Below are 17,883 nucleotides of genomic sequence, written 5' to 3'. Positions count from 1 at the left end.
ACTCTTTATTATGAATAAGGTATGGTGAAAAAATGAGTAAACTTTCCCTTAAAATTGGGACATACTTTTTAATATTAGCTTTATGTATTGAAACAATTGCTTTCGTATCTTTTTATAAAAGCCTTTCAAAAATGCGTATTGTAGAGGAAACAGATGCTCTTTTAGAGAAAGGTAATCGCTATAGTAAAAAAATTAAAAGCCGCGAGAGACGGGATGAATATTATAAAGAAATGAAACACGCTGAACATAATAAAAATCCTAAACGTCCTGTGTACCCTGAGTTCGATATTACGAATGAGGCTGCACACTTAGTTGAATCGGAATCAATTTCTAACTCCGATATAGCTATCATTATTACTGACCATAACGGCAAAATTATTTCCACCTCAGAACCCGTAACAAAAGATATGCAAAAACAACTTACTTGTAAAACAGAAACTGTCCCAGACGGCGGCTTAGTCGTTGAAAGGAACTGGAAAAAATCAAAGTTCATCACAACAGTAAGCCCACTTAACACAACAAAGTTTCAAGGAAAGCTATATATGTTATTAAAAACATCTTTCCTAGAAAATATGTTGCTTAAACTCATGAACCAATTTCTTATCATTAGCGTTTTAACAATTATTTTAACAACAATTTCTGTCTTTGTTTTTTCACGCGTTATTACAGAACCACTTGTAAAAATGAAGAGAGCGACAGAAAAAATATCAAAATTAAACAAGCCAATTCAATTAGGTATTAAACGAAATGATGAACTCGGAAGTTTAGCAAAAACAATTGAAGATTTATCGAGTGAACTTACGTATATGAAAAAAGAGCGCAATGAATTTCTCGCTAGTGTCGCTCATGAACTATTAACTCCATTGACCTATATGAAAGGTTATGCGAAGGTAGCAAAGAGAGACTCTTTAACAAAAGAGGAGCGAGAAGAATACTTACAAATCATTGAGGATGAAACGGATAGTGTAACCGATCTCGTCCAAGATTTATTTATGCTTGTACAATTAGAACAACACCAATTTGTTATAAAAAAACAAAAAGTGCTTCTTCAGCCATTTTTAGAACGAATGGTAGAAAAAACAAAAACAACATTAACAAATAAGCAAATGCAACTTCATGTATATTGCAAAGATGATTTAGAAGTTTGTATAGACGAAAGACGTATGGAACAAGTTATGTTAAATTTATTACACAACGCTTATCAACATTCGCCAGAAAACACAGCCATTACGATACGTGTACTTACAAAAACAGATTCTTTTACAATAAGTGTACAAGATGAAGGTGAAGGTATTCCTGAAGAAGATATCCCGCATATATTTGACCGTTTTTATCGTGTCGATAAATCTAGAACACGAGCTACAGGCGGAAAAGGTATCGGGCTAGCTGTTGCAAAGGAAATTGTAGAATTGCATAACGGTTCTATTCTAGTAACAAGCCAATTAGGAGCGGGAACAAACTTTATAATCGAGCTACCTTTTGAATAATATGCGTGTGAAAACACCAGTAGTAGTAAACACTACTGGTGTTATTTTGTTCATAAAAACAGTTCATATAAGCTAAGCTTTTGAAATTATTCTTATTTCAATATAAAATAAAGGTACATTTGCAAAGATTTGGAGGGTGATATAATTGGATATCCATGTATTAACAAAAGACGAAGCAGAAATTTACTTAGAACTTCGCGTAGAAGGATTAAAGCAAAACCCTGAAGCATTCAGCTCTTCTTATGAAGATATTATTAATAAAGAGTGTGCGATTGAATATAAAGCACAAAAATTAGCACAAGATGAAAACTATACGCTAGGTGCATTTAAAGATGGAAAATTAATCGGGGTTGCAACACTGGAAACGAAACCATATGTAAAACAAGAACATAAAGCTAAAATCGGTTCTGTATATGTATCTCCAAAAGCACGCGGACTTGGAGCAGGAAAAGCACTTATTAAAGAATGTCTTGAGCTTGCTAAATCTTTAGAAGTAGAACAAGTTATGCTTGATGTTGTTGTTGGAAACGATGGAGCGAAAAAACTTTATGAATCATTAGGTTTTAAAACATTCGGTGTACAAGAACGTTCATTAAAATATAACGGACAATATTGGGACGAAGAGCATATGGTCTTATTCTTAGATGAAAATAAATAATAAAAAACATCCTCATGTTTGGAGGATGTTTTTTACTTTCTTGTAAACCATGCCGTGTGTAATAATTGAATCGCTTTCGCAATTTCTTCCTCTGATAATATCGCAAACCCAAGTAAAACTACACTCTCAGGCGCCGTACCGTCTTTATAGTACGTAGACACAGGATATATTTTGATACTATGTTTCGCAGCTTCTTGAATTAATTCTTCTTCCCGCATTCCATTATGCACTTTTAATAAAATGTGTAATCCCGAATCTTCTCCTATCACTTCAACACGATTAGAGAAATACTTCTCTATTTCAAAAACAAGTCGATCTCTCTTCTTTCGGTAGACGACACGCATTTTATGAATATGTTTTTCCCAATAGCCTTCATTTAAAAATCTTCTAATCACTTCTTGGTCCATTCTTGAAACACTTTGTGTATAAAATAAATATTGCTGTTGATACTTTTTAATTAATTTCTTCGGCAACACCATATAGCTCATCCGTAGCGATGGCAATAATGCTTTAGATAGTGTCCCCATATAAATAACTTTCCCCTCTGTATCTAACCCTTGCAGCGCCGGTATAGGCTTTCCAGAATAGCGAAATTCACTATCGTAATCATCTTCAATAATATACCTGCTCTCTTCTTTCTTTGCCCATTGTAAAAGCTGCATCCTTCTCGTAATAGGCATAATCATTCCATATGGAAACTGATGGGAAGGTGTAACAAATACAACATTCGCATTGCTATTTTCTAAATCTGCAATACAAATTCCATCTCTATCTAAAGATAACATTTGGACTCTTGCTTCCCCCTTTTCAAAAACAACCATCTTTCTATGATACCCTGGGTTTTCAACTGCATAATTGCTTCCCTTTAACAATTGAAACAATAGTTTCACTAATATTTGTGTTCCCGCTCCTAATATAATTTGACTAGCTGAACAACGTACACCTCTAGATTCATACAAATAATTCGTAATCTCTTCTCTTAAGCTCGCTTCCCCTTGAGGGTGTCCTAGAAAGAGAAGTTCGTTATTATGCGGCTGCCATATTTCATTTACAATTTTCCGATACATATTGAATGGAAAAGCATTTGTATCAATTCCTGTTTGTGTAAAGTCAAATTTATAACTCTTCTCCTGAAACAGTACTTCTTCTATTCTCTCTCCGCTATCCTCTATATGAACCATTTGCTCAATCTTGCATACAAAATAACCTTTTCTCGATATCGACTCAATATAACCTTCTGCAAGTAATTGTTCGTACGCTGCCTCTACTGTATTTTTACTTACTTGTAAATGTATCGCTAACTTTCGCTTAGCCGGTAATTTCGTAAAAGGGACAATCGATCCATCTTTAATTTCTTTTTTTATATACTCATACAATTGCACATACAATGCCTTTTTACTATTCATATTTAAATTAGGCGTTAATTCTAACATAATATCTGACCCCTTAATAAAAATAAAATCTGATACTTTTTACAGTATCAGAAGTTATATATAATTCCTTTTATCATGTCACACATAAAAAATCAAATACTGGAGAGGAGAAACATGATAATGAACAATGGTAGACGTATCGGACTCATTATGATTATTACAGGGGCTACATTATGGGGATTATCTGGTCCAATGATTCAGTGGCTATTTCAACATACTAATGTATCCTCAATTGATTTTTTAACAATTCGATTGTTGCTTGCAGGAATATTTATTTTGTCTTTCTTACTTATAAAGAAACAAAACATATTTCAAATTTGGAAACACCCTAGATATTCTATACAACTTATTATTTTTTCTATTCTCGGCATGCTTGGTGCGCAATACGCCTTTATCGAAACAGTTCATATTAGTAACGCGGTCACAGCAACACTATTTCAATTTCTAGGTCCTGTTCTTATAACCATGTATGTTGCATTTGAACAAAGAAAATTCCCTGCTTCCATGCAACTATTCGCAATTATAGCCGCGCTAATAGGAACATACTTTATTATTACAAATGGCTCAATTGAAAATGTTGTTTTATCTAAAGAAGCTATTATTTTTGGACTATTAACAGCAATTGGATTTGCATTTTATACCCTTCATCCGGCTTCTCTCATTAAAGAATGTGGGACAACTGTAGTAATTGGTTGGGGGATGTTAATCGGAGGAATTGCACTACTTATTTATAATCGTTCATTCGGGTGGAATCACTTTTCACAAACCCTTACACTAAAAACTTTTTCTATGCTTATCCTTATCATTATTAGTGGTACCCTTTCTTTCCTTCTATATATCGGCAGTCTTAAATATTTAGCAGCAACAGAAACAAGCATTTTATCTAGCATTGAACCCCTTGTAGCTGCCATCGTTTCAATTACTTGGCTAAATGAATCTTTTGGAACATATCAATTATTAGGCGGCGTATGTATCGTTCTGTCCGTTATTTTTTTGACGATGCCTCAAAAAGAAACCGAACCAACCTATACAACTGAACAAGTATAAAGTGAAACTTTAATTAGTGGGGCTATCTCCCACTGATTATTAACCTACACCAATCGGGCTTTTACGGGATAAAAAATGTCAAAAGAGGTCGTACAAAACTTACGACCTCTTTTTATACTTTAAAGGAATTGTCCCGCCTTCTAGCAAATACAATTACACTAACAATAAAAACTAGGAGTGTGGCACCATGAAAAAAATCGGAACTATGCTACTTCTCTCCTTCCTCATCACTGGATGCACACCAGCACAACCTGATTCAAAAGCATCTAAAACTGAAGCTGTCGCAACGTCATCCAATCAAGTGAACGCACCTTCCTTCTTTCATCTTAGTGTTTTAAAAGATGTAAATTGGGAAGAAGCCCCCTCATTCATAGACGGAAAAATACCTTTAAAAGGCATCGAAGGAAAAATCGCAATGGCTGATAGTCCTATTATCGCGAATGAACAAAATGAAATAATGTGGTACTTTCTAGATTCTGAAATACCAACTGGAAAATTGTCTATTATTGCGCTAAAACAAGGATCTGTAACTCCGACACCAGTACTCTTTCAAAAAGAAACTTCCAAACAAACTTGGACCACTTCAAATACAATCGATTCTACTGCAAACGAACTCCCTCTCACTATGTCACTACCTTCATCTGGATTATGGTTATTAAATATATATGTGAATGAAAAATATTATGATCAGTTTGTAATCACTGCTGAGTAAAGTGACAAAAATAAACCACTTTCTTACAACAATGTAATTTCTACGGAATGTACTTCGATAGTTGAATTATCTCTCTTCTCTTATACTTAAAGTAAGAAATGAAACGAGGAGAGATGAAAAAAATGATAGAAGTAATCGTAGCAGTAACTGAGGTTTTAGTGAATGGTAAACAAGTTGCAATGGAATTAAATAAATAGTGAAGAAACATAAATAATTCTACACTTCTTCATTATTTTGATTTCTTATCTCAAAAAAGCAGTGCCTTTTAGGCACTGCTTTTAGCTATTAATAACTTGGTATTTTCGTAATTTGCGCCACGCCCGAATCAATAGCTGCTTTCGCTACTGCTTCTGCAACACTTGGAACAACTCTTTTATCTAATGGATTCGGGATTACATAATTCGCATTACGTTCTTCGTCAGTAATGATGTTAGCGATCCCATATGCTGCCGCTAATTTCATCTCTTCTGTAATATCAGTTGCGCGCACATCTAACGCACCGCGGAATATTCCGGGAAACGCCAATACATTATTTACTTGATTCGCATAATCCGAGCGCCCAGTTCCTACTACAGCTGCCCCAGCCTCTAATGCATCCTCAGGGAAGATTTCTGGAATTGGATTCGCCATTGCAAACACAATTGCTTTCTCATTCATCGTCTGTACAAGTTCTTTCGTTAATACGTTAGGAGCAGATACGCCAATAAAAATATCAGCTTGGTGAATCGCTTCTTTTAACGTTCCACGCACATGTTCACGATTTGTCTTTTTTGAAACTTCAATTTGTGCTTCGTTCATCCATGTTTCACCTTCACAAACAATACCTTCTAGGCTAACTAGCGTAATGTGCTTTGCACCAGCCTTTAATAATAATTTTCCAATTGCAATTCCTGCCGAACCCGCACCGTTAATAACGATTTTCACATTATCCATTTGTTTGCTAACAACTTTTAATGCATTAATAACAGCTGCTAAAACGACAATAGCTGTTCCATGTTGATCATCATGGAATACAGGAATATTCGTCTCTTCTTTTAATCGTTTTTCAATTTCAAAACAACGTGGTGCTGCAATATCTTCTAAATTAATCCCTGCAAATGTAGGCTCTAAATTTTTTACAAGGGTAACGATTTCATCTACATCCGTTGTGCCTAAACATAATGGGAAAGCATCTACATTCGCAAATTTCTTAAATAAAATACTTTTTCCTTCCATAACAGGCATAGCCGCTTTCGGTCCAATGTTTCCTAAACCAAGTACCGCTGTTCCATCTGAAACAACTGCCACCATATTACCACGTGCTGTATAGTCATACACCGTTTCTTCATCTGCCGCAATTGCTTTACAAGACTCCGCTACACCTGGTGTATACGTCAGGCTTAAATCATCCGCTGAATTTACTTCCACTTTACTTGTAATTTCAATTTTCCCTACTAATTCTTTATGCAATAACAATGATCTTTCATTAATTTGATTTGCTAACATACTTATAATCTCCCCTTAATTTGACAAGCTAGCTATATGAATATAGCTAGCTTGTTTGATCATGAAAACATTTTTAATAATATTGTCGCTGTTACAACCATTGCCGCTCCGCCTAAACGAGTAGAAATTTGCGCGAACGGCATTAATTCCATACGATTTGAAGCTGATAAAATAGCAACATCTCCAGTTCCACCTAAACCGCTATGACATCCAGTTACAATCGCCGATTCAACTGGATACATCTTCATCACTTTCCCTACAATAAAACCTGATGCTACCATTGTAAGAACAACCGATGCGCACACAACAACATATCCTACTGAAAGAACTGCTGCTACGTCTTTTAACGGAATATATAGCAATCCTAATCCAACCATTAAAGGCCAAGTTAAATTCTTCGAAATAAATTTATATAAATGGAATGCTCCTTGCTCCATTTTTGCTGGCATTAATTTAAAGTATTTCACAAGTGCTGCTGAAAAAATCATAATGATTGCCCCAGGAATACCGATGAACTTAGAAGCAAATCCTCCGAAGATGAAGAACGTACACGCAATTAATAAACCTGCTCCCATTAATGAGAAGTCAATTGGCTTCTCTGTATTTTGTTCTTTTAATAATTCTGCTTGATTGTCTGTTTTCACTAATACACCGTTACCACTAAGCTCCGGTTTCTTCTCACCTAAACGCTTCATATACCCTGCACTTACAATTGCGAACATATTTCCAATAATAGCTGCTGGAATAAGCTGTGATACAAACGTTGCTGACGATTCATTTAAAATATCACTATAAGCTAGCGACAATGGTAAAATCCCTTCCCCGATACCACCACTTACAATTGGTACGATGATAAAGAAGAATGTGTGCTTCATTTCAAATCCAAATAATGAACCGACCAATAACCCTACTGCTACAGAAGCTAACGTCCCTACTACTAAAGGAATAAACATGCGAACGAAACCTTGTACTAACACTTTACGGTTCATTCCTAAAATACTTCCGACTACTAAACAAGAAATATATAAATATAAAAAGTTCGATTTTTTCATTAACATAGTCGCAGCTTCCATTGAAGCTGGATTCATCCAGTTAAAAAATACAAGTAATGATGGAATAAATAACGAAAGTATTGCTGGACCGCCGATATTTTTTAAAATTGGAATTCTCATCCCAATATCGCCTAAGAAAATCCCCATGATCATAATAACTGCAAATCCACCAATCATATCTGCTGGCAATTTATTATATACAGATGCCCCATAAATAATAGCAGCCAATACTACATATAACGGTAAAGGTATAACACCGATTTTTACATTCATAATTTTAGAAGCGAAAGATTCTCTTTGTACTTCATTTCCGTCAGAAAATGATACCGCTTCCACATTCTTTTGAATTCCCATATGGCACCCCCTCGTTTTCTTAATAACAATATTAAAACGCTTTCAATAGTAAAAATAGTTTTTGTAAGTTTTGTAATTGATTTTGTAATTAAAAAAAGTATAAGCGACTTATACTAAGTCGCTTATACGTAAAACTCTATTTTCTTTTGATTAACACATCTTAATTTACTTACAGGTCTTCCCACATGTTGGTACATCATTTCATTTTCTAACACCCCAATGTCAGTCAGAAACATTACATATTTCCGAATAGAAACTCTTGAAATTCCAACTAATTGTGCCATTTCATCTGTTGTAAACGCTCGTCCATTCAACGACTCGATCTTCTGCCAAATTAATTGCAACGTTTGCTTCGTTAATCCTTTCGGAAGCTCTTTAGTGACAGTAGGCTCTCTTTTTTCTTTTTGTAAAATTAACGAATCTAATTCCGATTGACTAAGCTTTTGTTGTTCTTTCATGAAAGTAAGTTTTTCTCGATATATAGTTAATGCCTCTTTAAATCGTTCGAATGTAAATGGTTTAATTAAATAATCTACAACTCCGTATTGTAATGCTTTTTTAATACTCCCCATATCATGTACAGCTGAAATCATTATAATATCGATTTCTTTTTCTTGATTCCGAATATACATTAAAAGCTCAAACCCAGTCTCTTCAGGCATAAAAATATCAAGTAATACTAAATCCACTCGTGATTTCTCTAATACTTCTATCGCCGACTTTACTGAGTTAACTGCTTGAACAAGTTCAAACCCTCCTACTTGCTCTAAATAATGCGTATTTAACATTGCTACCATCGGGTCATCTTCTACAATTAAAACTTTAATCATATTTGCCTCTCATCCCTACCTTTAGGTATTTCAATTGTTATCGTTGTTCCCTTTCCTACTAATGAATGTATATCAATTTCCCCATTTATTCGCTGTATACTTTCTTTTACAAGATACAAACCATAACCGCGGTTATCTCCCTTTGTTGAATAACCTTTCGTAAATAATGCCTCTATTTCTTTTTCTTGTATACCTTTTCCCGTATCTTGTACTGTAATAGTTAATATATCCCCATATTGTATCTCAACTTCAACTTGCTTCTTTTCACAATTCGTCACTGCCTCTAACGCATTATCAATTAAATTTCCCACAATCGTAATAAGTTCATGAGTAATACTTTCATCATCTATTTCCGGCATATGAGAATCTTCACTTATAATTAATTTGATATTCTTCTCTCTAGCATAGCTGAGCTTACCTAGTAAAAAACCAGCAAATACTGGATTTTTTATTCTTTTCATAACTCCACCAATTTCATATTGATGCTCTGATACCATACCGCTTATATACTTCTGTAATTCTTCATACTGTTTCATATGTGTAAGCCCTAATACGACATGCATCTTATTCATAAACTCATGAGATTGTGCCCGTAATGCTTCTGCATATAGTCTAATACCAGTTAGTTCCTCTGCTAGTTTTCGAATCTCTGTTTTATCACGAAATGTTGCAATTGCGCCAACTATTTCTCCTTTTACATATAAAGGAACTCGATTCGTCACAATCGTAATTCCATAAATATTTTGTTCTTCGTTTAATTGTACTTCTCCCGTTTGCAATACTTCTTTTATACGTGAATTCGGCATATACAACTCAACATCTTTACCGATAAAATCTTCTTCAAGTCCGCTTTTTTTAAATAGACGTTTCGCTTCATTATTAATTAGCGTTACTCTAGCCTCTTTATCTACAGCAATAATACCTTCCTTTACAGATTGTAGCATCGTATTTCTTTCTTCAAGAATTTTTGCTATCCTGTGAGGTTCAAGACCGAATAAGCTTTTCTTTATATGTCTAGCTAGCAATATCGCTCCTATAATTCCGACTAATACTCCAACTCCAACTCCAATATAAATGATATATCTACTTTCCTTAACTCTCTCTTTTACATTATCTGCTGAAATACCGACCGCCACCGCTCCAAGCTGTTCACCCGTTTCAGAAAATACAGGTACAAACACTCGCATTGAAATACCTAAAGTTCCTTCTGCCAGTGATACATGTTCCTTTCCTTTCAATGCAGGCCCTTCATCTCCCCCAATAAAATGATGACCTATTTTTTGAGGATTTGGATGTGATTTTCTTATTCCATTCATGTCCATAACTACAATAAATTGAACACCTGTGTTTTTTAATATCCTATTTGTATACGTTTGGATTGCAGAAGTATCTGCTTTCCCAATCAAGCCATCGATTACAATCGAATCATTCGCCACAATGTGTGCAATTGTTTTTGCTTTCTCTGCTTGGTTATCCTCCGTTGTCCGTTCTACATTGTGACTAATTAATATATCTGTCACAAGTAAAGAAAAAATCACAACTGTACAAACTAACAATGTAATCGTTTTCCATAAATTCCATAGTCTTTTTCTTTTTTTCATCCCGTTAATGACTCCCCTAATTGCTGAATAGAAAAATAAGTAAGGTGATATTATTTTCACCTTACTTATCTGCTGTTATTATACTTTAAATTTACTAGTCATCGCTTGTAATTCTTCTGCCATCCCAGCTAAGTTTTGCGAAGCAGAACTAATTTCTTCCATTGAATTAACTTGTTCTTCTGTTGAAGCTGCAACACTTTGCATACTAGCTGTATTTTCTTCTGCAGCCGCTGCAATTTCATCAATAGCATTTGTCACTTCATTTGCATCTCCCGCAATTCTCTTCGTTGTTTCTACCATTTGATTAACTTGAGAAACAATATGTGTAGTAGAACTTAAAATTTCCGTAAAACTTACTTTCGTTTTTGTTACAACATCAAGGCCTTGTTGAACTTCTCCATTCACATTATCCATTGCCTTAACAGTATGTTCAATATCCGCCTTAATTTCTGCAATTAAATTTGCAATCTCTCCAGATGACTCTCCTGATTGCTCTGCTAATTTTCTAACCTCATCTGCTACAATAGCAAATCCTCGTCCCTGTTCACCTGCTCTTGCTGCTTCAATAGCCGCATTTAAAGCTAATAAGTTCGTTTGAGTAGCGATATTTTGAATTGCTTCAGAAATAGCTCCTACCTGCTTTGATTTCTCATCAAGAAGTTTAATAATAGCATCTGACTCGGATACCGACCTAGAAATAGACTGCATTTGTTTTGCGGTTTGTTCAACTAAATCTTCTCCCTCTTCAGCTCTTTCTCGCGCATGTAATGAGGAAATAGAAATTGACTCTGCGCTTCCAGTTACATCTTGAATTGCTGTATTTACTTGTTGTAATGTAGCCGCACCTTCTTCAACACCTTGGCTTTGTGATTCAGCCCCACCTGATACTTGCTCCATTGCAATTGTAATTTGATCTGTCGCATCATTCGCTTGCTGTACGCTCGCTGTTAACTCTTCTGCCGATGCTGCAACATGTTCTGCTGAAAAGCTAATTTGGGTAATAACATCTTGTAAAGACGTAGACATTTCATTAAATGAATTCCCTAGTTTCCCTATATCATCTTTGGAATGGATTGTAATTTTCTCTGTTAAATCTCCCTTACTAATTTTATGTGCCGATTCAGCTATTTTTCGTAATGGCCTTGTAATAGACTTTGTAATGAAATAAATTAATACACTACCAAATACAATAGCGATAGCAATAACAATTAAAGTCTTATAAAACACTGGATTTGCAGCTTGGGTAATTTCTTCATCGAACATAACTCCAACTACTTTCCAGCCTGTTTTCTCATTTGTTGCAAAGATTAAATTCTTTTTATCATCTTGTTCTGTATAAGACACATTTCCTTGTTTATCTTCATAAATTGGTTTAATCCAAGGATCAGTAACTTTTGTACCTGGTTTTCTAGATGGATGACTAACAATTTGCTTATTTTGATCTAAAATAACTGCATAACCTTTTTCACCAATGTTAATCATTTTGGAAATTTTTAAGATGTTATCTAAGTTTAAATTAATTCCTATAACACCTTTACCATCTTTTACTTCTTTCGCAATTGTCACTACCATATTTTTTGTAGATGCTGACTGATATGGCGCAGTAACAATTACTTTCCCTTTATTTTCATGTGCTTCTTTATACCAAGATCTATCTGTTGGATTATACCCATCAGCCATTTGAATAAATGGTTCTCTTATAAACTTTCCCGTCTCTGTTCCAATATAAATACCTTCTACTTCTGGATGAAGCTTTATATATTGTGCTAACTTCGTTCTTACTATTTCTTCTTGTCCATTTGGATATGTATCCTCTGTTAAGATGTCTGCAAAGTACGTCGCATCAACAAATTTCTCTTCTATATTTTGAGAAATAACAGTATTTAAAATCGAAATATTCTCCTTTGCCTTATCTGTCATTTGATGTTCAAAATTTGTTTTGGCAGTTTGATATGAAACACCACCGATAATAATTCCTGGTATAGTTAAAATAATAAAAAATGAAATGATTAATTTTTTATTGATACTCATACATTTAACCCAGTTAAATACTTTTTGCATAATAAGCCTCCTTTATGTAATGTGGATACTTGTGTCATTTTATACAATTAACATATATAAAACAATATATAATGATAAAATGTAATTTTTTCTTCAATTATGCATTTTTACATATTTACTCCCTATAAGTATTTTAATCATAAAAACAAGAGAACTTTAGCATTATATATGCTAAAGTTCTCTTATTTCTTAACAGCTTCTACTCTATAAAACTTCTCTTATAATCCTCAAATGTTTTATCCTTCACCTTATAGTCATATTACTAAAAATCTTCTTCCTAATTTATTTAGCGCTCTTTACATAACTAATTGCCTGACTTCCCATTTGTACCCATGCCTGTTCAAAGGTTTCTCTCGGTACTTTTACATCTAAGCTATCCTCAAGTGGATCTCGAATATATACAGATTCCTGATCATACCCAATAAGTACAACACAATGTTCATTATACGTAATAGAAACATCTCCACTATTTGTTTCCCATGTAGTAAATTCATCTTCATCTAATGGTGCAAATGTTGCATTCGTGATCATGACTACAGGTTTCCCTGCTTTTACACTCTTATAAATTTCTTCTATATTCTTCCCTGTTAAGTCTACAGCTTTATTAGGTAAATATTTTTCCGCTAACTGAAAAAGTGGCCCATGATATACACCGTATCCTGATTCAGAGAATGTATAAATATTACCTACAAATCCTTCATTTGGATTCCCGCGCACACCATCGTCTATAAAATCAACTTTTTTTATTTCATTTGCTAATGTCATCTTATCCACTGAAACACCAGCGTATTGTAACATCATCGCTAAGCTTGTCACTTCACAGCCTCTATCCAATTCTGGTAACTGCTGAATTAATGGAACATTTGATAAGATGACTTTTTCATCGTTATTACTAAACTCCGTTTCTTTTCCTCTTTGTATATTTGAGAATGTTAACTTCTCTACATACTTTGGAATTCCATTTGTATATACACTCCATATTGCTGTACCTAGTAAAGCTGTACATATATACCACTTCAATTTTCTTATCGCTTTCACGCCCTTATTAATTCGTTAAATAAGAATAAAATGCGTCAGCATCCGTTCGTATCATCGGTACAAAATTTAGTTCTTTTCCTTTTTCAGGCTGATCTTTTTTTATCTTTTCCGCTAACTCTTGAATATTCATATTCATTTTATCCATATTAAGCTCATCTGCCATTTGTAGCACCATTTGTTCATTAATTTCTCTTAATATTTGATATATATCTTTACCATACAAATCAATATGATATTTTTTTGCTTCTTCTTGTACTTTTTGTTCGTACACTTCTTGTGCTAACTCTTCAATTTCTTTTCCTTTTTGAGAAATATCTAACTTTCCTGCTTCTTCTCTTACTTTCTTTCCGTAGATTTCTTCCGCGATGTCTTCGATTTCTTGTCCATCTGTCGAAATACCTAATTTATCTGCTTCATCTTTAATTTTAATCGCATTAATTTGAGTAATTAAATCTACAATTGATGTATTCTCTATAGATATACCTAGCTTTAACGCTTCTTGCTTTACTTTTGTTTCATAGATTTCTTCTGACAGCGTCCCAACATCTTTTCCTTCAATCGATATGCCTAACTGCTCTGCTTCCCTTCCTACTTCTGTTTCATGAATTTCTTTTTCTAGTGTAATTTGTTCTTTTCCTTCCGTTTCAATACCTAGTTTCTCTGCTTTTTCTTCTGTATGCACTGCATGTATCTTACCATTGTTCAATTGTTCTTTACTGCGCTGTGTGTAATCTGTCTTTCCTTTTTGTGTTTCAGAAGGAGAGGCACCCCCTAATATACTTAAACTCATTACTCCAATAGTGAATACCGTCATCATTTTCTTTTTCAAAATTAATTCCTCCCTCTTATACTTTCTTTCCCATCATTCCCCTAGTTTTTTTAATACTATACATACATCTCATCGCTGCTTGAGATAACATTATGATTGATAAAACTCACTCACATACACCTAGTCTCTTCTTCATGTAACGAACTTTCTTTATGCCATACATAATATAAATAGTTTCTTAACTTTCCCTTAAAAAAGACGACCTTGTAAAAACAAGATCGTCTTCTTACTTATATTTTTTGATTTTTAGGGAAAATCACTTCAAAGCAAGTTCCATCTCCCCATTTGCTCTCTACTGATATTTTTCCATAATGCTTTTCTACAATCCAATTTGCGATTGAAAGACCTAATCCAGCTCCTTCTGACGTACTTCTTGCTTTATCCCCTTGATAAAAACGATCAAATAATTTCGGAATATCTTCTTCTTTCACTCCTATCCCGTCATCTTTCACATGTATACGAATTGAACTACTCGTTTGCGTGCAATCGATTTGAATATGCCCACCTTCGTTTGTATACTTCATCGCATTATCTAACAGTATGACCATCATTTGATGAATCCGCTCTCTATCCCCCATAAAAGATACACCACGTTCTACTTTTAGCATCATTTCTTTTTCTTGATAAGAAGCAATCTCCTTATATGGAGCTACTATTTCTTCTAACAATTTATCAAGTTCAAATGTTTTCTTATCCATCTCAATTTGATTAGAATCAGAACGTGCTAGCAATAATAAATTACTAACGAGTTTCGATAACCGCCTACATTCTTTTGAAATTGTAGAAATATCCATCGCTTTTTCTTCTATCGTAGCGGATGGTGACTGGAATAAAACATCCGTTTTTGATTGAATAACTGCAAGTGGTGTCCTGAGTTCATGTGATGCATCAGAAACGAATTGCTGCTGTTTCTCCCATGAATTTTGAATAGGTACGAGTGCCCTACCAGCTAAGAAAAAGCCGATTCCTATTGCACATAAACTTCCTATGCTACAACCTATAATAAGAATTAAAAATAAAGTATTTAACATTCCTTCTTCCGCTGTTATATCTCGCACGATTTGAACTATTTCTCCATCTTTTTGAAGCGAAAATGCTCTAAAATATCGTCCTTGTACTTTGATATCTTGTAACTCCCCTATTTTTTCCGGAGAAAACTTTTCCAAATTCTCTTCAAAAATAGAACGGAATTTACGGTTATCGCCCTCTATTTTCACTATTTTCCCATTCCAAGTTATTCTAGTTACTCGCGGATCTCCAATTTGGATATTCTCCATACGTTTTCTTGGTGGTATTTTAACATCTAATTTTTCTCTATACTGAGCCATCATTTTTATAGATTGATCCACTTCATTATAAATACGCTTATATGTGTATGAATAAATAATACTACCTAATATACCTATTAATAGGATAAATACTAATGAATTCACTATAGTCAAACGAATGCGTGTCTTTTGAAACATACTTCCCTTTTTCATTGTTCTTTTAATATATATCCAATACCTCGAACGGTTTGAATATCTTTCTGATAACCGAATGGTTCTAATTTTTTACGCAAATGATGCACATACACTTCCACAATGGCTACTGTCGTATCTGAATCAAATCCCCAAACACGATCAAAAATTTGTTCACGCATTAAAATCTTCCCGCTATTTTGAATGAGATACTCTAGTAGCTCATATTGTTTCAATGTCAACTTAATACTTTGTCCATCTACTTGAACGTCTTTATCTTTTCCGAACAATTCAATCCCTTTATAACGAATCGTTTGCTGGGTTGTTAAACTACCACTTCTGCGTAGTAAAGCGCGAATTCTCGCTTTTAATTCAGGGGCCTGGAATGGCTTAACTATATAGTCATCTCCACCAAAATCCAATCCCTTCACCCGATCTTCTAAAGAATCTCTCGCTGTCAAAAACAGGACTGGTGTTTCAATCTTTTCATCACGTATTTTTTGAATTACTTCAAATCCGTCCATTCCTGGCATCATCACATCCAGCAAAATTGCATCATATATATTTTGAAGCGCTAAAAACAATCCATCTTCTCCATTTATTGCCGTATCTACTTCAAATTCATCACGCAAAATTTGTACGATAGACTCTAATAACGAGGCATTATCTTCTACTACAAGTAATCGCATGCTCTCACCTTCCATCAAATAGTTCAATTCTATTTATTATTACATTTCTTCTCTTCATAACAAAAGAATGTAGTTACATTACGTATTTTCATTTTTAACTATTTCCTTCTAAAATTTTGAAGTTTTATTATAAAAACTTTGTCTTAAATTTAGCTTAATAAAAAATTGAAAGAAATAAGATTCCTCTTATCTCTTTCAATTTTTTATTACATATACCTTTTTACTCGGCAACTCCAAACAATTTAGCTGACCACCATACACAGCCCCGCCATCAATTCCAATAATACGATTACTCCCAAAATACACTCCGCAATCCTCACTACCATGAAGCGTTTTTGTTTCCGTGTGCCCAAATACAACAACCTTTTCACCACTATATCCATTATGAAATTCATTACGGATCCACATTAACGTATATGGTTCAGATTCAGAAACTCGTTTCATCGGTTCAACCCCAGCATGTACAAATATATACTCTTCTGTTTCAATGTAATGATCTAATTCTTGAATAAACTTTATATGTTCCTCTAATACACGAGATTGTAACATCGGTTTTTGGAAGTCTTTCTCATTAACCGCAATATCCTCTTCTACAAATCCATAGCTATATAATGTCTTATCTCCACCATTTCTTTTTACCCAATGGTTCCATGAACGTTCCTCATTTGTCGTTAACGCCTTAATCATCATATCTTCATGATTTCCTTTTAAAATGAGTGCTCCCTCTTCTTTCAATTCTCTTACCTTTTCAATTACAGCACGCGCATTTGGACCACGATCTACATAATCTCCCAGTAAGATTAATTGATCCTGTTTCGCATCATATTGAGCTTCTTCCAATAACTGTTCGAACTTTTCTATCTCTCCATGAATATCACTAATAACAAGAATTCTTTTCATATTATCCCCCTCTTTCTAATTATAGTTCAAAACGACAGAAAGTTCAGAATTGAAATCCCGCATTAACGGGCAGTAAGCCCCCCACTGATTACAGTTTCACTTTATTACAAACTAAACTATTATCCTTACAACAATGTAAGTCTCTTGTCATCCAATTCGATAGTTGTAATTACTGTATTTCCTTATACTGAGAGTAAGAAATGAAACAAAAAATAAGGAGAGATGAGAGATGAAAAAAGTAATGGAA

At 34.2% G+C, this 17,883-nt stretch carries 15 protein-coding genes; 4 read left to right on the top strand and 11 right to left on the bottom strand.

Going from position 1 to position 17,883, the window contains the following annotated elements; all coding sequences use genetic code 11:
- The first annotated feature begins 32 nt into the window (after positions 1–32).
- Together BM089_RS25120 and BM089_RS25115 are read left to right on the top strand one after the other, a co-directional pair.
- Positions 33–1,487: a sensor histidine kinase gene (locus BM089_RS25120; RefSeq protein WP_069354938.1), complete on the top strand. Its 1,455-nt coding sequence runs from the start codon at positions 33–35 to the stop codon at positions 1,485–1,487.
- Between the two features lie 145 nt (positions 1,488–1,632).
- Positions 1,633–2,145, top strand: coding sequence for a GNAT family N-acetyltransferase (locus BM089_RS25115; protein WP_000351212.1), 513 nt, complete (start codon positions 1,633–1,635; stop codon positions 2,143–2,145).
- Positions 2,146–2,177: 32 nt separating this feature from the next.
- On the opposite strand, the gene BM089_RS25110 is transcribed toward BM089_RS25115, so the two are convergent.
- On the bottom strand, positions 2,178–3,578 hold the full coding sequence (locus BM089_RS25110; RefSeq protein ID WP_000891880.1) for a MocR-like pyridoxine biosynthesis transcription factor PdxR: 1,401 nt from the start codon (positions 3,576–3,578) through the stop codon (positions 2,178–2,180).
- 120 nt (positions 3,579–3,698) lie between these two features.
- Here BM089_RS25110 and BM089_RS25105 point away from each other — a divergent pair, with 120 nt between their 5' ends.
- Positions 3,699–4,625: a DMT family transporter gene (locus BM089_RS25105; RefSeq protein ID WP_001059057.1), complete on the top strand. Its 927-nt coding sequence runs from the start codon at positions 3,699–3,701 to the stop codon at positions 4,623–4,625.
- A gap of 187 nt (positions 4,626–4,812) precedes the next feature.
- Positions 4,813–5,337 (top strand): DUF4871 domain-containing protein, encoded by a 525-nt coding sequence (locus BM089_RS25100; RefSeq protein ID WP_000719680.1) that lies wholly within the window; start codon positions 4,813–4,815, stop codon positions 5,335–5,337.
- Positions 5,338–5,622: 285 nt separating this feature from the next.
- Here the strand turns inward: BM089_RS25100 and BM089_RS25095 are convergent, their stop codons facing one another.
- The 10 genes from BM089_RS25095 to BM089_RS25050 form a co-directional block, all read right to left on the bottom strand.
- Complete coding sequence (locus BM089_RS25095; protein WP_000880781.1) at positions 5,623–6,822, bottom strand: NAD(P)-dependent malic enzyme; 1,200 nt, start codon at positions 6,820–6,822, stop codon at positions 5,623–5,625.
- A 59-nt stretch (positions 6,823–6,881) separates the two neighbouring features.
- Positions 6,882–8,228 (bottom strand): 2-hydroxycarboxylate transporter family protein, encoded by a 1,347-nt coding sequence (locus BM089_RS25090; RefSeq protein WP_090978370.1) that lies wholly within the window; start codon positions 8,226–8,228, stop codon positions 6,882–6,884.
- Positions 8,229–8,350: 122 nt separating this feature from the next.
- Complete coding sequence (locus tag BM089_RS25085) at positions 8,351–9,058, bottom strand: response regulator (RefSeq protein WP_000598688.1); 708 nt, start codon at positions 9,056–9,058, stop codon at positions 8,351–8,353.
- Positions 9,055–10,659 carry a sensor histidine kinase gene (locus BM089_RS25080; protein ID WP_065229735.1) on the bottom strand — a complete coding sequence of 535 codons (1,605 nt, stop codon included), beginning with the start codon at positions 10,657–10,659 and terminating at the stop codon, positions 9,055–9,057. The genes BM089_RS25085 and BM089_RS25080 overlap by 4 nt, the downstream gene beginning before the upstream one ends.
- A 78-nt stretch (positions 10,660–10,737) precedes the next feature.
- On the bottom strand, positions 10,738–12,720 hold the full coding sequence (locus BM089_RS25075) for a methyl-accepting chemotaxis protein (RefSeq protein ID WP_071714238.1): 1,983 nt from the start codon (positions 12,718–12,720) through the stop codon (positions 10,738–10,740).
- A gap of 282 nt (positions 12,721–13,002) precedes the next feature.
- A complete protein-coding gene (locus BM089_RS25070) occupies positions 13,003–13,758 on the bottom strand; it encodes a C39 family peptidase (RefSeq protein WP_086387701.1) in 756 nt (251 codons plus the stop codon).
- A gap of 7 nt (positions 13,759–13,765) precedes the next feature.
- Positions 13,766–14,587: a hypothetical protein gene (locus BM089_RS25065; RefSeq protein ID WP_000728588.1), complete on the bottom strand. Its 822-nt coding sequence runs from the start codon at positions 14,585–14,587 to the stop codon at positions 13,766–13,768.
- Positions 14,588–14,817: 230 nt separating this feature from the next.
- The gene (locus tag BM089_RS25060) at positions 14,818–16,068 is read right to left on the bottom strand and encodes a sensor histidine kinase (RefSeq protein ID WP_080017751.1); all 1,251 of its coding nucleotides are present in this window, start codon (positions 16,066–16,068) and stop codon (positions 14,818–14,820) included.
- On the bottom strand, positions 16,065–16,736 hold the full coding sequence (locus BM089_RS25055; RefSeq protein ID WP_001238623.1) for a response regulator transcription factor: 672 nt from the start codon (positions 16,734–16,736) through the stop codon (positions 16,065–16,067). Before BM089_RS25055 ends, BM089_RS25060 begins: the two co-directional genes overlap by 4 nt.
- A 195-nt stretch (positions 16,737–16,931) precedes the next feature.
- Positions 16,932–17,636: a metallophosphoesterase family protein gene (locus BM089_RS25050; protein WP_000821970.1), complete on the bottom strand. Its 705-nt coding sequence runs from the start codon at positions 17,634–17,636 to the stop codon at positions 16,932–16,934.
- Positions 17,637–17,883: the final 247 nt, after the last annotated feature.

This window comes from Bacillus sp. 5mfcol3.1, from assembly GCF_900114335.1.
Lineage (GTDB): Bacteria > Bacillota > Bacilli > Bacillales > Bacillaceae_G > Bacillus_A > Bacillus_A thuringiensis_S.
The sequence above is the reverse complement of the archived record's forward strand: the minus strand, read 5'-3'. Positions and strand labels throughout refer to the sequence as shown.